The 22,346-nt window shown below is 28.4% G+C and carries 21 protein-coding genes and 1 tRNA gene; 3 read left to right on the forward strand and 19 right to left on the reverse strand.

What is annotated here, in order from left to right:
* Positions 1-119 precede the first annotated feature (119 nt).
* The 8 genes from F1B92_RS02900 to F1B92_RS02935 all read right to left on the reverse strand — a co-directional run bounded on the left by F1B92_RS02900 (position 120) and on the right by F1B92_RS02935 (position 9,947).
* Positions 120-217: transfer RNA gene (locus F1B92_RS02900), tRNA-Sec, on the reverse strand.
* 301 nt (positions 218-518) lie between these two features.
* Positions 519-1,334, reverse strand: a complete 816-nt coding sequence (gene thiM, locus F1B92_RS02905; RefSeq protein ID WP_154570414.1) for a hydroxyethylthiazole kinase — start codon at positions 1,332-1,334, stop codon at positions 519-521.
* Between the two features lie 61 nt (positions 1,335-1,395).
* Positions 1,396-2,607 carry a hypothetical protein gene (locus F1B92_RS02910; protein WP_154570415.1) on the reverse strand — a complete coding sequence of 404 codons (1,212 nt, stop codon included), beginning with the start codon at positions 2,605-2,607 and terminating at the stop codon, positions 1,396-1,398.
* A gap of 9 nt (positions 2,608-2,616) precedes the next feature.
* Positions 2,617-3,984, reverse strand: a complete 1,368-nt coding sequence (locus F1B92_RS02915) for a DUF6844 domain-containing protein (RefSeq protein WP_154570416.1) — start codon at positions 3,982-3,984, stop codon at positions 2,617-2,619.
* 12 nt (positions 3,985-3,996) lie between these two features.
* Complete coding sequence (gene lpoB, locus F1B92_RS02920) at positions 3,997-4,611, reverse strand: penicillin-binding protein activator LpoB (protein ID WP_154570417.1); 615 nt, start codon at positions 4,609-4,611, stop codon at positions 3,997-3,999.
* Positions 4,612-4,620: 9 nt separating this feature from the next.
* Positions 4,621-5,079 (reverse strand): DUF1425 domain-containing protein, encoded by a 459-nt coding sequence (locus F1B92_RS02925; RefSeq protein WP_154570418.1) that lies wholly within the window; start codon positions 5,077-5,079, stop codon positions 4,621-4,623.
* Between the two features lie 9 nt (positions 5,080-5,088).
* Entirely contained in the window at positions 5,089-6,441 is a 1,353-nt protein-coding gene (locus F1B92_RS02930) for a COG3014 family protein (protein WP_154570419.1), read from the reverse strand.
* Positions 6,442-6,509: 68 nt separating this feature from the next.
* Entirely contained in the window at positions 6,510-9,947 is a 3,438-nt protein-coding gene (locus tag F1B92_RS02935; RefSeq protein WP_154570420.1) for an acyl-[ACP]--phospholipid O-acyltransferase, read from the reverse strand.
* 108 nt (positions 9,948-10,055) lie between these two features.
* On the opposite strand from F1B92_RS02935, the gene F1B92_RS02940 reads away from it, so the two are divergent.
* Positions 10,056-10,574: a hypothetical protein gene (locus tag F1B92_RS02940; RefSeq protein ID WP_154570421.1), complete on the forward strand. Its 519-nt coding sequence runs from the start codon at positions 10,056-10,058 to the stop codon at positions 10,572-10,574.
* On the opposite strand, the gene ciaB is transcribed toward F1B92_RS02940, so the two are convergent.
* Positions 10,571-12,349, reverse strand: coding sequence for an invasion protein CiaB (gene ciaB / locus F1B92_RS02945; RefSeq protein WP_154570422.1), 1,779 nt, complete (start codon positions 12,347-12,349; stop codon positions 10,571-10,573). The two genes, F1B92_RS02940 and ciaB, sit on opposite strands and share 4 nt — an antisense overlap.
* Before the next feature lie 106 nt (positions 12,350-12,455).
* On the opposite strand from ciaB, the gene F1B92_RS02950 reads away from it, so the two are divergent.
* Positions 12,456-12,860, forward strand: coding sequence for an acyl-CoA thioesterase (locus F1B92_RS02950; protein WP_326833081.1), 405 nt, complete (start codon positions 12,456-12,458; stop codon positions 12,858-12,860).
* 32 nt (positions 12,861-12,892) lie between these two features.
* Here F1B92_RS02950 and F1B92_RS02955 read toward each other — a convergent pair whose 3' ends face one another.
* On the reverse strand, positions 12,893-13,630 hold the full coding sequence (locus F1B92_RS02955; protein WP_326833080.1) for an EI24 domain-containing protein: 738 nt from the start codon (positions 13,628-13,630) through the stop codon (positions 12,893-12,895).
* Complete coding sequence (gene dut, locus F1B92_RS02960; RefSeq protein WP_154570424.1) at positions 13,627-14,313, reverse strand: dUTPase; 687 nt, start codon at positions 14,311-14,313, stop codon at positions 13,627-13,629. Before dut ends, F1B92_RS02955 begins: the two co-directional genes overlap by 4 nt.
* 78 nt (positions 14,314-14,391) lie before the next feature.
* On the opposite strand from dut, the gene F1B92_RS02965 reads away from it, so the two are divergent.
* Positions 14,392-14,799 carry a hypothetical protein gene (locus F1B92_RS02965; protein WP_154570425.1) on the forward strand — a complete coding sequence of 136 codons (408 nt, stop codon included), beginning with the start codon at positions 14,392-14,394 and terminating at the stop codon, positions 14,797-14,799.
* Here F1B92_RS02965 and luxS read toward each other — a convergent pair.
* From luxS to F1B92_RS03005, 8 genes are all read right to left on the reverse strand, one after another.
* The gene (luxS, locus tag F1B92_RS02970; RefSeq protein WP_154570426.1) at positions 14,796-15,287 is read right to left on the reverse strand and encodes an S-ribosylhomocysteine lyase; all 492 of its coding nucleotides are present in this window, start codon (positions 15,285-15,287) and stop codon (positions 14,796-14,798) included. The genes F1B92_RS02965 and luxS overlap by 4 nt on opposite strands.
* A gap of 23 nt (positions 15,288-15,310) precedes the next feature.
* Positions 15,311-16,753: a Ppx/GppA phosphatase family protein gene (locus tag F1B92_RS02975; protein ID WP_154570427.1), complete on the reverse strand. Its 1,443-nt coding sequence runs from the start codon at positions 16,751-16,753 to the stop codon at positions 15,311-15,313.
* A complete protein-coding gene (locus F1B92_RS02980; RefSeq protein WP_195836277.1) occupies positions 16,753-17,982 on the reverse strand; it encodes an ATP-binding protein in 1,230 nt (409 codons plus the stop codon). Before F1B92_RS02980 ends, F1B92_RS02975 begins: the two co-directional genes overlap by 1 nt.
* Positions 17,983-18,020: 38 nt before the next feature.
* Positions 18,021-18,692: a homeostatic response regulator transcription factor HsrA gene (hsrA, locus tag F1B92_RS02985; RefSeq protein WP_154570429.1), complete on the reverse strand. Its 672-nt coding sequence runs from the start codon at positions 18,690-18,692 to the stop codon at positions 18,021-18,023.
* Between the two features lie 73 nt (positions 18,693-18,765).
* A complete protein-coding gene (locus F1B92_RS02990; RefSeq protein WP_154570430.1) occupies positions 18,766-19,083 on the reverse strand; it encodes a dihydroneopterin aldolase in 318 nt (105 codons plus the stop codon).
* The gene (gene plsY / locus F1B92_RS02995) at positions 19,080-19,694 is read right to left on the reverse strand and encodes a glycerol-3-phosphate 1-O-acyltransferase PlsY (protein ID WP_154570431.1); all 615 of its coding nucleotides are present in this window, start codon (positions 19,692-19,694) and stop codon (positions 19,080-19,082) included. The genes F1B92_RS02990 and plsY overlap by 4 nt, the downstream gene beginning before the upstream one ends.
* Before the next feature lie 860 nt (positions 19,695-20,554).
* Positions 20,555-21,079 (reverse strand): c-type cytochrome, encoded by a 525-nt coding sequence (locus F1B92_RS03000; RefSeq protein WP_154570432.1) that lies wholly within the window; start codon positions 21,077-21,079, stop codon positions 20,555-20,557.
* Between the two features lie 47 nt (positions 21,080-21,126).
* Positions 21,127-22,341 (reverse strand): major outer membrane protein, encoded by a 1,215-nt coding sequence (locus tag F1B92_RS03005; RefSeq protein ID WP_154570433.1) that lies wholly within the window; start codon positions 22,339-22,341, stop codon positions 21,127-21,129.
* Positions 22,342-22,346: the final 5 nt, after the last annotated feature.

Below are 22,346 nucleotides of genomic sequence, written 5' to 3' on the forward strand. Positions count from 1 at the left end.
GATACCAAAACTTTCCTTATTTAATTTTAAAATAGCCTATTAACTTCTATTTTAAATTTTCTTTTTCATATGAAATTATTTGATAAATTTACTAAAAATTTGAAGTGATTTTAAAAAAATGGCGAGAGAGTGAAGGAATCGAACCTCCCACTAAACGGTCAACCGCTCTGTCATCGGATTTGAAGTCCGCGAACGCCACCAGGTCGTTTTACTCTCCATAAAAACTTGAATTATAACTAAAATTAACATAAAAAAATATAAAATTTTAATTTTTATCAAATTTTATATGCATAATTTCAAGCTGTTTTATCCTTAAATTACTAATCACAGCAAATTGTTATTATTTATAAAAATTTTTAGTTAAATTTTTACAAACTTTTAAAATACAGCTTTATGCCTAAAACATAGATTACTTTCGAGATTGTAATATCAAATAATAAGGCGTAAATTTAGTATTTTATCAATTAAATTTACAATCTAAAAAGTGGTTTTTATTTTGATCTAGATAAAAATTAATATTAATAAAATTTTTCTATCTTTATGCCATTTTGCAACTTCTCATCATCCATTAAATAAATTTCATCTATTAAATTATTTTTAAATGTAAAATTTCCGATCGCACTCAAAACACTGCCTCCGCGAGCAAATTCTCCTGCTAACCCCATTAAGCCAACTGCCATCAAGCTAGCTTTTAAATTCTCATCATTTGCAGCACAAAATGCAGCCACTATCCCACCAAGCATACATCCGCTACCACTTACATCGCTCATCATAGAGGTTCCATTTTTGCAGATATAACTATTTTCACAATCACTTATAACATCAATCTTACCACTAATCATAACAACAGCACCAGTTTTTTTGCTTAAACTTTTAGCAATTCTAACTTTATTATTTAAATCATCATTTAAATCTGCTAAATTTGCATCCACGCCCTTAACTACGCCATCTTCGCCATTAAGAAATTTGATTTCAGATATATTTCCGCGAATTACGCTAAATTTAAAATTTTCTATCAACTCAATAGCTGTTTTATTTCTGATACCGCTAGCTCCCACACCAACTGGATCCAAAACGGTTATGATATTATTTTCATTAGCAGTTTTTAAAGCTAACTTCATTGATTTAATTGTTCTTAAATTTAAAGTTCCTAAATTTACCAACAAAGCATTTGATATTTTTGTGATATCTGACACTTCTTCAAACTCATCAGCCATAATAGGACTTGCACCAACTCCAATTAAAGAATTTGCGACATCATTTGCGGTTACATAATTTGTTATGCAGTGAATTAATGGCTTTTTCTCTCTTATATTATTTAAAAAATTTTTCATTCTCAACTCCATTTTAGGCTAAATTTATCAAATAAATATAAATTTTAGCCTCTAACATAAACTAAAAAGGTAGCTCAACGCCGCCACTATTTTTTATTTTAACACCACTATCTTTGCCAATACCAACATTACCGCCATTTTTCCTACAAATATCGCCTTTCCTAACACTTCCATCTAAAATTTTAGCATAAGAAATTTTAGAATTTAAACGTATAATTTCTATACTTCCTACCCTGTTTTCTATCCTGCTAACAATTTCTTTTGTGTAAGGATCCACAATCTGTTTTCCTTGAGAAAATACTTCATAAATTTCACCAACTTTTAAATTTTGAGAAATAATTACTTCACCATTTATAACATCAGCAATTTTGATAGGATAGATTGTATCTATAATCTCGGCACTAATATCATAAGCCATCTTTTGAGTAATTTTAGAAATTTCGTTATTTAGCGAATTTGTGCTTACATTAAAACTAAAATTCTTAACTTTAGCAAATTTAACTTGTCTTGTAGCCATCGTTAAAACTCTATACTCAATTCTAGCATTTATCTTGTTTTGAGTTTGAGTTATGCTTGAGCTATTTTTAGAAACGCTAAAATCAGAGATATTAACTGTAAGTATATAATCTGCACCCAAAACATTTCCGAGTTTAAAAATCTCATCCCTAGCCGCTTGTTTTGAAGAAATAATTGACTCTTCTATATCATAAACATTTGAATCACTAACTCTATCTAAAACAGTAAATTTTCTAGTATTTGTAATAGCACTTAAAATATCTTGAGTAAGGGGATTTGTTAAATCATATTTTGATATTTTTTGATTTAATACCACAAAATAATTTTTATCGCTAAATACTGGAAAAACTGCTATTTTTCGGCGATTATTTGGATCAAGTCCTGGAGTTTTGTATTTTTTAGATGTTTTGATTTTTTTGATAGTAACATCAGCCTCAAATCGTCCATCAAATTCAGTTATATTATCAACACTAAATCCATCGACTCTGCCATTTGTGATTCTACTGATATTGCTTGAATACACATCTTGCAAATCACTCTTACTGCCTTTAGTTACTGCTGTTGTTGATAAAATTTTTGTGCTTTTTATTTTTACGCCTTGAATTTTACCAAGAGCTTCAATAATAGCGTTATTTATAGCCTCTTCTCTGCTAAGACCAAAACCTGTTCCTGTTGCAGTTTTAACGATTGTATTTGTAATAACTTCAGCACTTAAATTTAAAAATAAAAATACAAAAATTAGCAATAATTTTTTCATAAATTTTCCTTAAAAATCATTCAAATCATTTACCATATTGCTTTTGTTAGAAATATCGTGTGATTTTTTAACGGCTTTTTTTGACGCTTCGTTTTTTGAATTTTTGCCGCTTTGAGTGTTTAAAATTTCATCCGTATTTTTAACATTTGAATAAGAATAAAATCTCACAACCCCAACATTTTCAATGCCATTTTTATCAGCTATGGCCCATTTTTTTAGTGTTTTTATACCTTTTAATTTCATATTTGAGTTTGTTTTTATTTCGCTTGAAGCTATATCTATGATATTTTTTGCAACTTTTTCACTCTCTTGAGTATTTCCAGATGTAATTAGTTGAGTTAATGCATGCTCTACTTCTTTTGCACTTTGAGAATTTTCTTTTAAAGACAGGCTTAAAGCTACAAACTCACTAATTGCCGCATCAGCTTGTGCGACTGCTTGTTTTTGTGCTATGTCTTTTTGTCTTTTATTTACATACTCATCTGAGCTATTTTTAACATACCCCCATCTGCCATAACTTAAAATTACAGGTTCGCCATTTTCATCATACACTAAACGAATTCCAAATTCATCTAAAAATCCTTCATTTTTAGCAGGCAGGAATTCTTGAATCTTTTTACCTTTGCCTTGAATATTTGATTTTCTATTAAATTTTATATCTCTTGCTATTTGGACTGTTTTTTCACTCATTACAGCAATAACACCTATATCATAAGTAGAACCATCTTTTGTGACTGCTGTTTGAATCGGAACTAAGCCTGAAATTTGTCCCATAGCAGTTATTTGGATATTTTTTACTAAATTTTCAGCCATCAAAATCTTTTTTCTCTCATCACTTATTCCTTTTTGAGCATCCACGCCAAGATCTGCCAACATTTCATCAAGCTTAGCACCTGCTAGTTCTGAAATTTTTGTTAGAAGTTGAGAAAATACTCCTTCTGGAGGTAGTTTTTCAAATTCTTTTGCATTTGTCGAATTATCCGAAAAAGTTTTTCTTAAAGTTTGAGCCGCTTGTTTGCCATAAGTGTCTCTTATAAAATCTATTTGCAAATTTAAAAATGCCTCATTGTATGCAATCGATAAGGCCTTAGCAAAATCAGCGTCGCTATTTCCAACAACTGCAGTTGCTTTTGCACTAAAAAATGTTTTACCATTTATACTCTCTCCATAACTTATACCATACTCATTTGCAAACTCATCAAAAAAATCTTCAATGCTTTTTGGCGTGATATCTTGAGCGGATGCATCACTCATAGCATTTTGAGCCTCAACTTCATTTGCAGGAATCTCAGCAACGCTACTTGTTGTTACTTCATTTGCACATAAAGACATTGCAAAAATTGCACAAATAGATAGTAATTTTAAATTTTTAAACATATTTTCTCCTTATCACCAAGTTACTGTTTTATTTGAGCCAATTTTACCAACAACTATCTCATCTTCCCAAAATGCTAAACCGCTAGCAAGTTCAGTTAATGTCAATTGAAAATAATACTCAACTAATTGATCGCCTTTGTAAGTTTTAGCGTTTCTTTGGATGATCTTTCCACTAAGCCCCATATCTGGAGCAATCATTGTTCCTTTTTTGGCTATAGTGTTTTGGTTAATTTCATCATTATCTCTCAATTCCCTAACAGAATGGCTAAGTGTTGATTCTGCACCACCTACTTTAATTGCAGTTGTAACCACTGCTTTGCCACTATTTAACATAGCAATTCTAATTTTTTTAATCAATAAATCAGTATCTATTCTTTGAGTTGTGTCATTAATAACATTATCTATAGCAACCACATATCTGCCACCACCTGGTTTATTTAAAGCACCACTTGATAAAAGACTATTTGTAGCATCCATTGCTGCTTTTTCAAAATCACCTCTATCTATACCCATTGTTACTGGTGCAATGCTTGCTGAATTTTGATCGCCTATATACTGAGGTTGTTTTGCACAACCTGTTAAAAACAATGTAGCTAAAATTGAGCTAAAAATTAATTTTTTTTTCATATTTTTTCCTTAATTTGAATATTGTTTATGATAAGAATCATTTCGTTTATTATCATCTTTTGTTGGCTCTTGTATAATAATCTCAAAATCTTTTGATTTTATACTAGGCGAGATTGCGTGTATATTAAGAAATCTACCGCTTTCAATAGAAGCTTTTGTCCATTTTGACATGATAGTTTTTTGAGTAAAGCCATTTTCATCCTTCCAAATAATCTTATAGCTTAATAATTTATTTATCTTGCTATTATTTTTAAAAACAGCTTCAAATTCTATCAAACCATCTTGCCTTTGGATGTAGTTAATAAATTCAAATTTTAACCACTTAAATAAAGAACTATCATCAAATTTAACATGCGGATCTGTTATTATGTTGGCTTGCATATTTTTAGAAACATTCATATGATTAACACCACCACAACCAACAAAAAACATTAAAACACCTAACAATAAAAATTTTAAATTTTTCATACCTTCTCCTTAAAAAAATATCTTATGTAAATTAATTGAACCCTTAATTGGAGAATTTATATATATAATAGCACTTTTGTTTTTTGCAATCAATACATTTTCTAAAATATCTCCATCAGGTGTTTTAATGGCAATATTTTCACCATCATTTAAAACCCTTGCAACTTGAAAATTTTTAGGTAAAGAAACCCAACTTCTCACGTCTGATTTATTTGTAATAGCATTAAAAACAGCAACACCTAGTCCAATAGTTTCATCCTTACTATAAATTTGATAATTAATTATAGTTTTTATAGCTGTTCTTATTATGGATTTTGTAATTATAAAAGGAAGTTGTTTTGAAAATTCTGTTTTTATAACTCTATCCATATCTGCAACTTTATAGGTTTTTTTATCTGCAATAATTAAGTACTCATATGAATTAGCTCTATTTGTTAATGTTGGCAATGATATACCTACATATGGCACTTCATCAGTAAAAATAAATAACGGTATATCTATTTTTATCTCATCTTTTATTGCAGATTTTCCATTTTCATATATGAGCCATATAAAATTTTGATTTCTATTTTTAGATAAAAGCAAATTTTGTGATAACTCAAATTCCTCTTGTAAAAATTTATTTTTTGGCTGCATTGCAAGGCTTTCTTTAAACATCTCATAGGCTTTTTTATAATCTTTATCGGCAAAAAAAAATAGCCCCGCCATATAAGTAGCAAATGGATTTACAAAATCAGGATAAGCTACAAAATCTGCAAAAACACTTCTATTATACACACCATAAATTGTTTTTTGTGTTTGTTCATTTTGTGCTGCTTGTATGGCATCTTTATTTTCATTTTCTAAACTAGCAATTTTATTTTCAATCTCGTTTTTAAATTCATCTTTTGCTCGACGCTGTCTATCTAGAGCTCTATTAAATTCAACTCTAGCGCTATTAAAATCATTCATAGACATAAAATTTAAGCCCTTATAAACATTAAGCATTATAGACTCATAAATACCGCCTCTATAGCTATCTATATTGTCATTAAGTAAAATAGAAGTGGCTGTTTTAGTGCCTTTTGAAGCGAAATTTTCTAAATCTACATTAGTTTTATATAAATCTTCTGCTTGATCAAAATAAAAATTACTTGCATTATAATCAAGGCAGTTTCTTTTCATACTTCCGCCAAGTTCATACCACATCAAAAGATCTGAATTTGTTTTTATTTTTTCATCTATAAATTTATCATCACAACTTTTTGAATCATAAATCAAACCGTATTTATTTAATTCAGAAGAATATCCGCTAAATGTTTGAACACAACCGCTAACAAAAACAGCAAAAATAATCAAAATAAAAAAACCAACTCTATTCATTACAAACCCAATAAATAACCTCAAAGTCAAAAATTATAGCAAATTAATAGTAAATTTACTATAAAAACTTATGTATTTTCTAAATTTAAAGCCAGCTTCTTAACAGCACTAAAGTCAATCTTTCCAGTGCCCAAAACAGGTATATTATCAACTATACGAATAACGCTAGGTCTTGAAATAGCGTTTAAATTTGAATGCATTATAGCGTAAGTAATATCATCTTTAGTCTTATCTCCAGCATATAAAAGAACTATCTTTTCGCCCTTTTTTTCATCAGGAAGATTTGTGGCTGCAATTATATCATCCTCGCTTAAATTTGCTTGAATTTCATTTTCAACCATTGAAATACTAATCATCTCTCCACCAATTTTTGCAAATCTTGACATCCTATCAGTAATAAAAATAAAACCATCGCTATCTATATAGCCTATATCGCCTGTCTTATAATATCTTATACCATCAATCAATATCGTTGGATCAATTTTTTTCTTATAATATCCTTTCATAACCTGTGGTCCAGCTATTAAAATGAGTCCATTTTCTCCAACATCAAGCTGATTTAAAGTTTGTGGATCACATATCTTAATCATAGTACCAGCAAGTAGCATACCAACACTTCCATCTTTAGTAAATTTAACCTCTTTTGAGCTATCGCTATCTATATATGATGGTAAATTTACACTTACAACAGGAGATGTTTCGGTTGTGCCATATCCCTCTAAAATGTCAATATTAAATTTTTGTTTGAACTCTTTTTTTACATTTAAATTTAATTTCTCTCCGCCAGCTATAGCCAATCTTATGCTATTAAACATATTGTTAGCAACTCTTTTTGTATATAGCCTAAAAAACGTTGATGTGCCAAAAATTATGTTAGCTTTTGTGTCATTAACCATTTTTCCGACACTTAAAGCATCGGTTGGATCAGCTACGTGAGCACTTATTAATCCTTCACTCAGCGGCAAATATGTAGTAACAGTTAATCCAAAAGAGTGAAAAACAGGCAAACTAGCCAAAATAGTCTCTCTTTTTTGAGAATTTACTAATCTTGAAATTTGCTTAATATTTGCAAGTAAATTTCTATGACTCAAAACTATACCTTTTGGCTCTCCCTCGCTTCCACTGCTATATAAAACAACAGCGTCATCATCGATACTAACTTTTTGAAAATATAATTTTTTGATTATAAATTTAGGCAAAACAAGGGCTTGCAAAAGTGATTTTATCTTATCAAATTTACTAAAATTTGTTGAAAATTCTTCTAAATATATCACTTTAGATAAAATTTCATCGCTAAATTTTATCCCTCTTTTTTCTAATTTTTCTACAAATTTCTTAGATGAAAGGATTGTTTTCATACCAGAATTTTTTATGCATTTTTCTAAGCTATTTAAGCTTAAAGTGTAGTTTAAATTTACAGGAACCTTTGCCTTTATAAGCAGAGTTAAATTTATCAAACTACAAGCAATACTTGATGGAAGAAGCACTCCAACATTTTTTTCATCTGTAAAATATTTTTTAAATTTAGTTAAAAACAAAATAACTGCGGTTATTGATTTTAGGTTATTAATCTTAGTACTGTCAAAATTTATCATAGCAGTTTTAAATAAATTTGATTTTGCAAAATCTAGCCAATTACAATAAAATGGCTTTGATAAATTTAAGTATTCTTGCCAGTTAAAATACGATAATTTTACAATCTCTGACTTCGCCGCAACTGCAGTAGTATCATCATTTAGAGGCTCTGAAAAGTTGATAAAAATTTTCCTTCTTTCAAAATATTTTTTAGAGTTTTTTTGATAAAATTTATTAGCTTTTGAGAATTTTGAACCCCAAAGCCCATGAATATGAAATGCAATAAGCTTTGCTCCACTTAATCTTAAGGCTATTTCAAATCCTTTATGAAATTTATTAATATTAGAATTACAACTAATATGACCTTCAGGGAAAATAGCCACAACTTCGCCATTTTTTAAATGCAATCTCATTTTTTCTAAAGCACTTTTGCTGCTTCTTGATCCTATTGGGATAACTCTAAAAATTTTTAAAAAAGGCTTTAAATACCAAATTTCATAAAAACTCTTATGAATTACAAATTTAACTGACCTTTTTAGGCAAATTTGCACTATAAGCCAATCTATCCAGCTAAAATGATTTCCCACCAAAAGTACTCCGCCTGTTTGAGGTATATTTTCAATGCCTTTTAAATTTAACTTATAAAAAATATTGAAAAATGGCTTTATTAAAAGTCTCGCAAAAAGATGTGGCATTATTTTTAATCCAGCAAAAAAACAAATCATTATGCTAAGAGATGCAACTATAAAAATAGCTTCAGAATTGAGCCCTATTTGAGTAAAAAATATAGTTAAAAAAAGATAAACAACCATAAAAATATTTTGTATAAAATTACTAATAGCTATAGTTTTTCCTATATGTTTTTCATCAGTAAAATACTGAATACTTGCATTTAAAGGAACTATAAAAATACCTCCTGAAAAGCCAAAACAAACAGAGGCAAAAAACATTATCCAAACACTATCTGAAGTCCCAAAAATAAACAAAGACGCTAAAATTAAGATAGCACCTAAAGGAATTAAACCTGTTTCTATTCTATTTTTACTACACAATCCAGCAAAAATAGATCCAGCAATAAGTCCTACAGTACTAACAGCCAAAATAAGCCAAATAACTCTTACATCATCACTCCCAACAACAGATTTAAAATGAGATGGAAAAACAACTATCGCAAGTTGTGAAATACCCCAAAAAAAGCCAAGTCCAATCATAGCAAGTAGTAAATTTTTATCTTTGTAAATATAGTTTAAATTCTCTTTTAAGTATTGAAATTTGAAGTATTTTTTAAAATCAAACTCTAAATTTTTATTACTTGGCTTAAAAAAAGGAACCCTATAAGAACAAAATGTCTCCAAAACTGAAAAACAAAATAAAATAACACCTATAAACCAAACACAAGCCATAAGCTCGCTTGGATTTTTGCTCGAAGAAGAAAAATATTCAAATATAAAAGAAAAAATTAGAGATGATAAAAGTATTGAAGCTATTGTGATCGACTCAACCACGCCATTTGCTAAACCTAAATTCTCTTTTTTTACAATGGATTTAATTAAGCCATATTTTGCTGGAGAATAAATCGCACTTTGAATAGCTAAAAGTAATGTTACAAAAAAAGCTATATAAAACCAACCAAAAATATAAGAAATTGCTATAAATAGAGTTAAAAAAATTTCACTTATAGCAGCATATCTTATAATATTTGTCTTTGAAAATTTGTCATTTAAAAATCCACTTACCGAAAAAAGCCCTATATATGGAAGAAGTATTAATAAATTTACAATAGCACTCAAAGCCACCAAAACACCGCCTGGCTCAAAACTTTTTGTTAAAATATTTTGAATTGTAATTTTATGCCCTAAATCTATACTCGCATTTAAAAAAATAACAATTAAAAACGGCATAAAACCATCAATCTTAAAAAGTTTTCTCATTAAATTTCCTTCAATATTTATAAAAACATAATTTTACACAAAATTTTCAAATTTTATAAATTTTAAGCAAAATTTGATAAAATATTGTAAAAAATTAAGGAAAAACATATGGAAGTTGTAATAACAAATAAAGATTATGTAAATCTTAAAAAATTTATGATTTTGCATAGCAAAAAGGCAAAAATTCAAAAAATGCTTAGTTTGTATGGAGTTGCTTTTGAATTTATAGTTGTTGGGCTTTTGATTGATGGGCTTTTTAAAACAGCTCCTGCTTGCTCGATTGCTTCTGTTATAATGACTATTTTGTGGCTTATTTTTTATCCTAAATTTTACAAAAAAATGTGCGATAAACATATAAAAGCAGCAAAAGATTTAGAAGAGTATTCTATTTTAATGAATTTTTCAATCAATGATGAAACAATATCTTTTTCACCAGATAAAAATCCAAAACCTAGCGAATTTTTTTCATTAAATTCACTAAATCGAGTGGTAAAAAGTAGCGAAAATTACTTTTTAGGCTTTAAAGAAGGTCATTATATGGTTTTGCCATTAAATGATCAAATAAGCACAAAAATTGAAAATTTAGTTCAAAAATTCAATGCAAACATTGAAGAGATAGAGATTTAAACCTCTATTTCATTTCCTATTTTTTCATACAAATTATGATAAAACTCAACAAATTCTCTAACTTTTTTTTCTTTTGGTAGATAAATTTTTCCATCAAATTCAGCAAAATTATCTAAAAATAATCTAGCATCATTTTTTTCGTCATAAAATTTGGCTAAATTTTCATAATTTTTTATGCAAATTTCCTTAAATTTCAAATAGTGTTCTAAATCAAATTTCACATCAAGAGTTTTACCATCAAAATTTAAAACCTCACTTTTAAAAAGTAAATCAAGATGAATGAGACCTTCGCAATAATAAGCCCTCACGCTATCTACCTTTTGCCAAGAAATAAGCCCAACGCTTCTTCTTATTAGATCGTCAAAAACAGGCATTCTAAGATCATCTATTTCATTAAAAAAGAAATTTATTAACCCCCCTGTTGTAGCTTTATACTCCTCTATAAATTTAAAAGCCCCACTTTTATTCATTAAAAATTCGCTATCTTCATCTATAAATAAAATATGTCCAAATTCATGCCCTATTGTACTAATTTCATAAACTTTTTTCCAAAGATCTGGCTTGTTTTTTAAAATATTTCTACCGTAATTTAAATAATTTTTATCAAAAATTTCACTAGAAATTTTCATAAAAGGCTTGGATTTTGCACTCTCATAAGTATGATTTATGAAAGCAAAAATTTTCTTGCCACAGTTGCTACTTACAAACTCATCATTTGGGACAACTTGAGCACTAAAAAGCCCCTCTAAATCAGCACCATAATAAAAAACAGGAGTTGAGATATAAAGCTGAGTTTTTGAAATATTTGAATGAACTATAGATCGCATAAATTCATTTTTTGAACCAATTTTTTTGAAAATTTCATCAAAACTGTTTTTAAAACTATCTTTGAACTCATCCTCATCAAAACTAAATTCATCTTTTAAGCGTATATCCCATTCTAGGGCAACTGAGTGAGTATAAGCATCCTCATAATACTCAAGTGGATGACCTATTTGCATAGGGCTTTTAACATCCATCCACGCTATTTCAGCCTCACGCCATCTTGATATAATTTTATCATTATCCTCTTCCAAAAATGCAAGTTTTAAATTTTTTATGTATATTAAATAACTTTTCTCATCGGCGTTTATAGCAAAATTTTCTAAATTTTCAATCATTTTATCAAATATAATTTTTATTTTTTGAAATTCATTTTTAAAAAAAATAGCATATGACTTAAATTTAACTCCTTTTTCGTCAAAAACTACAACTCCATAGCTTCTATCACACATTTCGCCACTGCTTGTTTTTTGAAATAAAGAGTTTTCTTCTATAAATTTAAAAGGATTTTTCATACTTTTAAAATTGACTTGATTTTCATCTATAATGATTTTTTGCCACTTTTTTTGAACTAAATTTAAAATAGACCCAATACTACAAAATCCCTCCAGCAAAGCCAAATAAAACTCATTTAAAATACTATTTTGTTTTAAATTTTGAAGTAAATTTTTATGTAAATTTTCATGGATTAAAGCAGTGTAATCATACATTTTATCCCTAATTTCTAAAATTTCCTCTTCTTTTAAATTTAGTTTTTTAAGCTCATTTAACAAAGGATCTACTTTTAAATCTACAACTCTTCTAAGAATTGCTATTTTTTGAGAATTGCTTCCATTAAAACCACAAATTTCTAACCCCTTTTTAATATAATCGCTATCTAAATTTGAGTAAAGTGCGTTAAGTATTTCTCTATTTTTGTTGCTAAGTTCTAAAAATTTTTTAAAATCATTCATATTTTTCCTTTTGTGTAAAAAAAATATTGTATCAAAAAAAATTTAATCATTATTAAAATTTTCTTTGATACAATAATCAAAAATTTTTTTAAAAAGGATAAAAATGATTAAAAATATGGGTGAACCAAAAATAAAAATAGTAGCTATGCCAAGCCATACAAATCCAGCGGGCAACATATTTGGTGGATGGATTTTGTCTCAAATAGACTTAGCAGGAGCAATTGCGGCTAGAGAAGTAGCCCCTGAAAGAGTTGTAACGATTTCATTTAAAGAGGCTATTTTTAAAGAACCTGTTTTTATAGGCGATGTTGTTAGTTGTTATGCAAAAATAAATAAAATAGGAAAAACTTCGATAAATGTTACAGTTCAGGTTACAGTAGAAAGACTTAGCGAAGATAATGCTATACTTTGTATTCCAGTAACAAGTGCTGAAGTAACTTATGTAAGCGTTGATAGAGCAGGAAATAAAAAAATAATAGATGAAGAGTTAAAAAAACTTCACGGATTTTAAATGCAAGAATATCTCTTGCATTGTTTAATCACTTAAATTTTACATAATCTACATTCATTATTCAACAAAATATGACTTAAATTTATCACAAAAAATATCTGTAAAAACACACCTAAAAATGGCACTAAAGATACAATATAAAATATTAAACAAGCAAAAATAAACATATATCCTCCGCTTTTTTTATATAAAATTTCAAATCTATACTCTTCTAGAGTATTTGATGCCACATCTAAAAGCATAAATTTATGATATAGATAAAAAAACGGTATGTTTAATACAAAAATATTAATAATCGGTATAAATAAAAAAGGTAAAGACAATAGAAAAAGTAGCAAAAAAATTAAAATTTCTTTTATCATTAATCTTAAAATTCTAGCAAATTTAGGCTGATTTTTAATTTTGATATTGTAATATTTTAAATTTACATCTTTTGAGATAATTGGCGTCAAAAATCCAGCAATAATTGCAGCCATAATAACAGAAAATATCACAACCAAAAATGAAGCTAAAGTATAAAAAATAGCGCTTATAATCCATCTTGTTATTTTATATGTAAGAATTTTGGCTAAAAATGGGTATTTATCTTCATTTAAAAAGTTAAAATCTCCAGTTTTGGCACCTTGATTTAAGGCATCAAAAATTTCATTACCACCAAAAATCATAAATGCACTTAAGATTAAAATTGCACAAAAAAATGGCAAAAATGACAAAATTAAAAATTTTTTTGTCAAAAAATCTTTTATGGATAATTGAAATATTTTTATCACTCTATCTCTTTATAAAATTTACTTAATTCTTTATAAATTTCTTCTACGCTTAAATTTGAAGTTTTTAAAATCTCACTCATAACTTCATTATCTTCTTTACCGTTCCAAACTTTTTTATAGCTTCCATCTTGATAGCCGTTATCTTGACGAAATTTATTTAAAACATTCTTACCCATATAAATTTTATATAAAGTGCTTAAATTTACTCCACACTTCAAAGAAAGTCTAAAAAATTTCGTCAAAAGATCGTAAATTTTAAGCTCAAATCCGCTAGTATCGTGGATAATAACTTCTATATCATTAATGATTTCATAAATATTATACTCACTAATATCATAGGCATCTACGTAAAATTCATTAAAACCACTAACTGCATTTATATTTTCAACAATTTCATCTATCATAGTATTTTTATATGAATTTTCTAAAACTAAACTCATTATAAAATGCCAAATATCAGTAATTTCAACTGCTATATTTTCTATATTTGGGCTACTATTGATATCTTTCCAATGTTTCCAAGAAAAACTATCAATAAGCTCTGCACACTCCATATAAATGCATCTTCTCCAATTTATTAATTTACCATTTTTTGCATATCCATTTTCCCAGCCTTTGCCATTTGTCTCATCATTTAGGTTTTTTTGCATTAAAAGCATCTCTTTTAACATATTTTTATACATAAATTTTCCTTATTTTTGCAAAATTATAACCAATTTCATTAAAAATTAGGTAAAATTTTACCTTATAAAAGGACAAATATGAAAGAAAAAATGGATAAATTTATAAAATCTATGCACATTTTAAGCCTAAGTGTAGTAAATCAAAATTCAACTTATAGTTTTAGTGCATTTTATGCTTACAATCAAAAAACATCTACATTTTTTATAGCAAGCAGCGATGATACTACACATATTAAGGCTTTAAATTCTAATGACAACGTCTCAGGAACTATAGCGCTTCAAACAAAAATAATAGGAAAAATTCAAGGCGTACAATTTCTAGCAAAAATGAGAATTGCTACACAAGATGAAAAAAAAATCTATTTCAAAACTTTTCCTTACGCTTTAACAATGAATCCAAAAATTTGGGCGATTGAAATTTCTTGGGCTAAATTTACAGATAATCGCCTAACCTTTGGTCAAAAATTTATATGGCAAAAAAGTTAAATTTCAAGTTTAATATCATCATTATTTATCACGCAAATTCCTCTATCTACTACGCTTTTTGCTATCTGTTTTGCTTCATTTAGGCTATGCATATCGCAAGTGCCACATTGATAAATATTTAGTTCAGGAATTTCACCTTGACTTTCAACATCTAAAACATCTCTCATAGAATTTTCCCACGCTTTTATAACACTATTTATATTTGGCGTACCGATTAAACTCATATAAAAGCCCGTTCTACAGCCCATTGGAGATATATCTATAATCTCAACATCTTTTGAATTTAAATGATCCCTCATAAATCCAGCAAACAAATGCTCTAGCGTGTGAGTCCCTTTTTCACTCATCATCTCTTTATTTGGAACACAAAATCTCAAATCAAAAACACTTATATCATCACCTTTTGGAGTTTTCATTGTTTTTGCTAACCTTACCCCTGGTGCATTCATTTTTGTATGATCAACTTTAAAACTATCAAGTAGTGGCATTTTTATCCTTTATTTTTAAATTTTTAATTAAATGTAATAGCAAATATATCTGGCTTATTCAGCTTTTTTACACTGTTTTTAACATAAATTTCATCTTTTAATCCATAAATTTTTAAAGTTTGATTGCTAAATTCAAACCGTACACCACAAATATCTGCCTCATCCAAAATTCTTGCAAGCTCAACTATAAAACTAAGCCAAATTATATCTGAAAGCTGAGGTAAAAGAGATTTAAATTTATCATATTGACTAAAATTTTTCTTACCGTGAATATATATAATAGAAGATATTAATACCTTTTGCTCGTGAGTATAGCCAAAATTTAATGAATTTAAAACTAAATAAGCTGAGTGCTTGTGTTTAGAATAAAAACTTGTTTTAAGTCCTATATTTACGAGCTTAGAAGCAGTTATTAGCTCTGTTTCATATTTTTTATCAATATTGTGTATAGGGGCTAGAATCTCAAATAATGATTTGGCAAATTTAGCTATATTTGTTCTATTTTCAATCTCAAATCTATCTTTTAGGCTTTTTAAGCTAGGATTGAAATTTGCAGGAAATTTTCTATTTAAACCAAGTAAATTTGTCAAAAATACACCCTCTCTTACACCTACTCCGCTAGTAATGATATTTTTAGAATTTAAAAAATCAACCGCTTTTTTAAAGATATTTGCACCTGCCCTAATCGTATCAAAACGATCTTTTTTAATGTAAAATTTATCTAATTCTGATATTTTTGCGGTAGAGATTTTATCGATAAATCTACTAAATTTATCATATTTGTAAGAAAAAGCATGGACTGTCTCTAAGGGATATTTTAGCTCGCTCATTATTGCATTTGAAATGGCCCTTAAACTGCCGCCAATTACTATTAAATTCTCATTTTTAAATCTTGATGGAATTTCAGAAATTAATCTAGCTATAAACTCATCAAGCCCGCTAAAATCACCACTGTCAAAAAACATCTCTTTCAATCTAACTGTGCCTAAATTTATTGAAATTGTTTCTACTATTTTTTGATCTTGTATCCTTGCAAATTCAGTAGAGCCACCACCTATATCTATAGTAGTTGCACTGGTTTTTAAATTTAGCAAATTTAAAGCTGCAAAACCACCATAATAGGCCTCTTTATCTCCATCAATCACTCTTAAATTTATGCCTATTTTTTTCACTAAATTTATAAAAGTTTTAGAATTTGGAGCATCCCTTAAAGCAGAGGTTCCAACAGCTAAAATTTTAGTTGCTTTATAATTTTTTATGATTTTTTTAAATTCTCTAAGTCCTTCAAAACACTCATCCATCGACTCTTTTGTAATACTTCCATCATTTTGATAAGCACCTTTTGCAAGCCTTACTTTTATTTTAAATTCGCCTAAAATATAAAATCCAAGTCTGCTAGTTCGCTCAAAAATAGCCATTCTAAGAGAGTTAGAACCAAGATCAATAACTGCAACTCTTCTTGCCATCAAAAGCCTTTCGTTTTATGAGATGTAGGAATTTTAATACTTGCCACGCTGCCTTTTTTATCGTTTCTATTTTTTAAATAAATTTTAGCATTCATTGCTTGAGCTGCTCCTTTTGCTAAAAAAAGCCCAAGCCCAGCGCCGCTTTTATCGCCATATCTTTTAAATGGTGCAAAAAGATCTAAGCTCTCATCTATCCCACACCCCTCATCAATTACGCTAATTTCAAAAAATCCATCATATAAACGAGATTTTATTAAAATAACAGAACCTTTTGGCGAAAATTTAATAGCATTTTGTATAAAATTTTGTAAAATATGAAGCAAAAGGGTTGGCTGTATTGTCATAAAAAACTCAGACGGACTAAGTCTTGCATCTACATCTTTTCCTTCGTTTCTTGCTAGAATTTTAAAATTATTTGAAATTTCATCAAGATAAGCAATAATATCTTTTTCCACACCTTTTTCAAATTGTGCATTTTCTTGCCTACCAATTTCTAGAATAGAGCTTATCATTTTATTCATAGCGTTTATGCTGTTGTTGTTATTTTGTAAAGCTTCTATATATTTTTCAACATCTCGTTTTTTCAAAAGAGTAACTTCATTTTTAGTTTTCATAACAGCAAGCGGAGTTTTAAGCTCATGTGCAATACCAATAAAAAGCTCCTTTTGATACTGTATAAATGTATAGATTCTATCAATTAATCTATTTATTCCTTTTGCTAGTGGCTTAAATTCTTGAGGAATGGTATTTTCATCTATGTGAATAAGCACTGTTTCGTTTAATTTAGACAATCTATTTGTTAAAGTTTTTATAGGAATTAAAAGAGTTCTTGATAAAAACAGGGCATAAAACAGAATTAAAAATATCATGGTTGAATTTATCACAATGATGTTTGTAAGTGTTTGAGAAACTATATTTGCATAAAATGTTGTATCTGTTTGAAGAGATATAATCTTATCTTTGGCAGGATAATCAAGTTTTAAAAAATTTTTATCATCTTTATAAATTTTAGTGTATTTTGGCTTTGATAAATTTATTTTATTATCATTTATGGAAACTTCTACGGAGTTATGCCCTAAATTTTCATTATAAAATTCATACACTTTATCATTTAAACTATTTAAATTTAAAATCTTCTCAACTTCTAAATTTAAAACCTTTACCACATTTTCATAAATATTAATCTTAATATAGTGATAAAGCATAACAGAAAAAATCAAAATTAGCATCGAAGCACCAGATGCTAATTGTATAATAAATTTAGCTCTTAGGCTTTTTTGGGAAAGCAAAATCTATATCCACGTCTTCTAACTGTTTCTATAGTTGAAATATTTAGCGGTTTATCCATTTTTTGACGAATTTGATTGATTGCCACTTCTATAACATTTGGTGTAACTAACTCTGGCTCCTCCCAAATGGCATCTAATAGCTGCTCTTTTGAAACGATTTGATCACTGTGTCTTGCAAGGTGAGTTAAAACTTCAAAAGGTTTACCCTTCAACTCAACCTCCTGACCTCTGTATACGATTTTTTCTTCATCTGGATCGATAATTAACTCATCAATCTTAATAACATTTGTTCCACCAAATCTAAGTTTTGCCTCAATTCTAGCAACTAAAACATCAAAATCAAACGGTTTTCTAATATAATCACTAGCACCCATTCTTAGGGCTTTAATTTCACTTTCTTTATCATCTTTTGCGGATATTATTACAACAGAAGTTCTAGGGGATTTTTGTTTTATGACATTTATTAAATCTAGCCCATTACCATCAGGAAGCATCCAATCAGTTAAAACCAAATCATAATTTCTAATACCAATATAATATTCAGCATCTTTGAAATTTTCTGAGCTATCTGCTTGATAACCAAATTCTTGAAGACCTTCTACGATAGTTCTATTTAGAGTAACTTCATCTTCTACTATCAAAATTCTCATTTAACTTTCCTTATATAAATTAATTGCGTGGATTATATCGTAATTTAAGGTAAATTTCAAGTTTTTTTAAAAATCAATAAATCATCTCTATCTCAGCACCAACATTAGCATCTAATATGATATTTGGCTTCATAATTTTCATATAAAAATAACCTAAACTCTTAAAATTTTCTTTAAATTTTTTAGCAAAAAAATTAAGTCCATCCTCTACTTTTAAAAATTTCTCATTCTCAAAGCTATCTTTTAAAACTTCACAAACATAAGAATAATCAACAAACTCATCAGCCCTAAATTTTGCATTTATGCAAATTTTTTGAGGAATTTTTCGCTCAAAATCTAAAAGCCCAATAATACACTCAATCTCTAAATCTTCTACTAAAATCGTTATCATATCACTCTAGCTTCTTGTTTTAAGATTAAACGCTTAATGTTTGGAATATGTTTATAAAAAATTATAAATGATATAAAAAATATCGGCGCATGAGTATTGATACTAGTTAAATTTGGATGGATTATGAAAGATAAAATCACAAATGATAAAACTCCAATCAAAGAAGCTAAAGATGAAATTTTTAAAATTTTACCAGCAAAAAACCAAACAAATAAAGATATAATAAACTCAATAGGCAAAAAAGCAGCAAAAACTCCATACCCAGTAGCAACCCCTTTGCCTCCATCAAACCATAAAAATATACTAAAACAATGACCAACCACAGCTAAAACGCCCATCATCCAAAGCACATTTTCATCAAATCCAATAAATCTTGCAATAATAATAGGAACAAATCCCTTTAAAGAATCAAAAATAACGGTTAAAATAGCTAACTTTTTGGCCTTTTTTGGCTCTTTTTCTTTTATCACTCTTAAAACATTTGTAGCACCTATACTTCCGCTTCCATGCTCTCTTAAATTTACGCCACAAAAAATCTTTGCTAAAACCATTCCAAAAGGAATGCTAGCAATCAAATAAACAACTAAATACGCTAAAATATTTTCATTCATAATACTTACCTCTTAAAAAATTTTAAGATTTTAGCAAATTTTTTCTAACTTTTCCATAAAATTCTAAATTTTTCACAATGATTTTATACAAACAACCACTCTTTATCATAAAAGAAAGCTAGTCTAAAATAAACTATCCATCAAATCAACCAAGCTATTAAATTTAAAAATCAATACTCAAAAAATAATCCAACATCATCTAAATTTACATCTCACCATAAGCTAAATAATCACAACACCACTCAAACCATCATATAGATATTTTAAATTTATAGTAAAATAGTGTTTATTTTTGGATATCAACTACAAGTAAATCAATCATAGAATTTTTATATTTTAAAAAAGATAATCTATAAAATCAAAAGCCGTTAGAACAAAACTAAAACTTCTCTTGTAGCTGCAAGCAAAATTTTATTAAATTTAATAGTGCTAGAGTAAATTTTAAATTTAAAAAGATTAATGATTTATATTAAAGCTGTTTTGATTGCAAGAGCCTATATTTATTTTGATAATTTATACTCTATTTTTAATTTAAAGCTTTATCTAAAACATTTTATAAAACTCAAGATTTTGATATGATATATTAAAACTTTCAAATTTCTTTCACATCTTTTTTGCCAACTACCATACCAATATAATACAAAAATCTTTAAATTTCTAATATAAATTAAAAATTTATTCTACTTTATTTATATCTAAAATTTCTGTTTAGCGTTACTAACTATTTACCGCTAAAATATATAATTACACCACGACTTGTTTAATATAGAATCCTTTTTTAGAGAGCATTGCTCTCTAATTTTCATTTTAAATATCTATTTTAGCTTTTAATTTAATTTATTCAATAGCCAAAATTTAAGCTATTTTAAATATGTGCCTTGAGTGGTTGGCTTGCGTGATATATCTGTATTTTTTGCTTTTGCGGATATAAAATCATTTTCACCTTTAAGATAAGCGATTATATATCCTAAATCTTCATTAGAAATTGAAGCAGATATTGGTTGCATTATGATTTTACCTGATCCGCCGTGATTTGGATTAGAATAGTATGATTGAAATGAGTGATAAATCTCACTTGCACTCATATTTAAAAGCTTTCTAGAACCAGCATAAGCTCTTCTTTCACCATTTTTACCATGACATTTTAAACATTTTGATTGATAAATTTTTTGACCCTCTTCTATGGATGATTTTAAATTTGGAGTTTTTGAAGGGGTTTGATTTTTATATATATTTATGCTTATGTTTTCATCTTTAGCATGTTTTTGCACCAACTCTTTTAACTCCTCAGCAAATTCACCACTTACTTCAAAAGTATAGCTATCTTGTGCTTGCATAAGAGATATTAAAAAACATAATAAAAACGAAAATTTAAAAGATTTCATGGATTTCCTTGATTTAAAATGGGGCGAGAATGATCTCGCCCGTGATATTAGAATGAGTATTTAGCCTCAAATCTGATTTGAGTATTTTTTGTTTTATTACCATCACCTTTTTTTTCTGTAGCATAAGAATAGAAAGAATCGAAGCTAAGTTTATCGCTGTATTCATACCCTACTCTACCTACGATTTCTTGTTTTTTAGTTTTCTCTTTATTAGTTTTTTCATAGCCTTTTAGGTATTCACCACCAACTCTTATACCGCTATCTGGGATAGTATAGCCTGCTGTTACGAAGAAATATTGATTTTTACCACTAAATACAGAGTAATCAAGTGTTTGCTCGCCTGCAGTGATGAAAGAGCCTTGATCTTCAAATGAGCTTAAAGATTTTTTATCTTCTTTAGTTTTAAAATTAACCCAACCAAGTGAAGTATCTACACCAAAGAAATTAGCTGTAGCCTCTGCACCAAAGAAGTTGCTGTCGTCTATTACACCTACTCCTTTTTTAAATTTTTTATCAAAATCAGCAAATGCGTATTGACCTTTTAAGCCTAAATTTACACTATCAGTTATATCAAAGCTAAGAGCAACTTCAGCAGCAAAAAGATCGGTTACGTCCTCAAGTGAAGCATACCATAGTTGGAAGCTAACTGGATCATATGAACCGATAGCTGCTACACCCCAAAGGCTGTGATCTGGAGTTTTTTTGAGTCCATGACTTTCTAATACTTGTTTATATTTCATTGTCTCATTAAAATCTCCATTATCTGTTCCTATCTCTCCATCATGCTCAAGAGCATCCATCCATAAACCAGCAAGTGTTAAGCCTGGTACATCTGTATTAACCACTTTCACACCTGTACCATACATATCATCAGTAAAGAATGCACCTACATCTTGTCTACCTAATTGAATAGTTGTGCCAGCTATGTTGTAGCCTAAATATGCTCTGTGGATGTCGAAAGTGTGTTTAGTTTTATCTTCATGTTTAGAGCCTTCATCGTTGCTAGTGTATCTTACGCCAACGAATGCAAAGAAATTGTCATCTATCATGGATTTTAAATTTAAAACGCCTTTAAAATTCCATCTACTTTCATCCTCAGCTTTATCACTGTTTTCTTTCTCTTTTTTATAATTGTATCTTAATCTAGCCATACCGCTTACATCTACATCTTTAATAGCTTCTTCAAAAGCTACAGCAGATGCAGAAGTAGCAAGCACGCCAGCAGCCATAGCTGCAACTAAACTTAATTTAACTAGTTTCATTTAGA

Origin of the sequence: Campylobacter portucalensis, assembly GCF_009690845.1 — a bacterium.
Taxonomy (GTDB): domain Bacteria; phylum Campylobacterota; class Campylobacteria; order Campylobacterales; family Campylobacteraceae; genus Campylobacter_B; species Campylobacter_B portucalensis.